Annotated in this window: 1 protein-coding gene; it reads left to right on the forward strand. The window is 66.5% G+C overall.

Annotated features, from left to right (window positions below; translation table 11 throughout):
* The first annotated feature begins 69 nt into the window (after window positions 1-69).
* A protein-coding gene (locus ACFYMC_RS29805) for an IS3 family transposase (RefSeq protein WP_388531295.1) occupies window positions 70-1,280 on the forward strand; the annotation gives its coding sequence in 2 pieces (ribosomal slippage) (window positions 70-361 and window positions 361-1,280; 1,212 coding nt in all).
* Window positions 1,281-1,308 lie beyond the last annotated feature (28 nt).

Below are 1,308 nucleotides of genomic sequence, written 5' to 3' on the forward strand. Positions count from 1 at the left end.
GGACCTTGACCCCGGATTTTGGACACCGGAGACACTTGGATCTTGATGGTCCAGGAGAACGGAGTCCCCGTGGGGATGAAGCATTACCCGGCCGAGTTCAAGGCGGATGCGGTCGCGTTGTACCGCTCGAGGCCGGGAGCGACGATCAAGTCGGTCGCCGGTGATCTCGGGGTGAACACCGAGACGCTGAGGAACTGGATCCGGGCCGCCGACGGCCGCGGACCTGTCGCCCACTCCGCACCGCCGGCCACCTCGCAGGCCGTCGGCGACGCCGTTCAGGCGGAGCTGGCCGCCGCCCGCAAGAGGATCCGTGAGCTGGAGGAAGAACGGGATATTCTCCGCAAGGCGGCCCGGTATTTCGCGACGGAGACGCGCTGGTGAACCGCTACCAGTTCGTTGACGATCACCAGCGCCGTCACGGCGTGAAGCGGCTCTGCGACATCCTCGGCCTGGCCCGTTCGAGCTTCTACTACTGGCGTCGCACCGCGGCCGCGAGAGCGGTCAGACAGAGCGTCGAGGCCGGGCTCGCGGCCCGGATACGCAAGATCCACCAGGACTCCGACGGCACCTACGGAGCCCCCAGAATCACCGCGGAACTCCGCGACGAGGAGGGTCCGGTGGTCAACCACAAGCGGGTCGCCAGGATCATGCGGACCATCGGACTCGAGGGAGTCCGGTTGCGCCGCCGGCACCGCACCACCGTCGCAGACCAAGCCGCGTCGAAGGCACCGGACCTGATCGGACGCGACTTCACCGCAGCCGACGTCAACAAAAAGTACGTCGGCGACATCACATACCTGCCGGTCAGCGGCGCGAAGCCGCTCTACCTCGCGACCGTCATCGACTTGTGCTCGCGTCGGCTGGCCGGGTGGGCGATCGCCGATCACATGCGAACCGAGCTCGTCATCGACGCCCTGGCGGCAGCCGAGCGGACCCGTGGAAACCTGGCCGGAGCGATCATGCACACGGACCACGGATCCCAATATTCGAGCAGGGCCTTCGCTGAAATCTGCAGGTCAACCGGGATCCGGCAGAGCATGGGCGCGATCGGATCCAGCGCCGACAACGCAGCCGCAGAAAGCTTCAACGCCGCCTTCAAGAGAGAGACGCTCAAAGGCCGCAAAGCCTGGTCGAGCGAGCGCGAGGCCAGGCTCGACGCGTTCCGCTGGCTGACCCGATACAACACCCGCCGCCGGCACTCCCGCCTCGGCCACCGGTCCCCGATCGCCTACGAGAACGACCTCCAGCCAGCTGCAACTACCCTGACCCAAGCCGCATAGACGTGTTCAAAATCCGGGGTCAAGGCCC

The sequence above is a fragment of the Streptomyces sp. NPDC006879 genome, from assembly GCF_042869595.1.
Classification (GTDB): Bacteria; Actinomycetota; Actinomycetes; order Streptomycetales; family Streptomycetaceae; genus Streptomyces.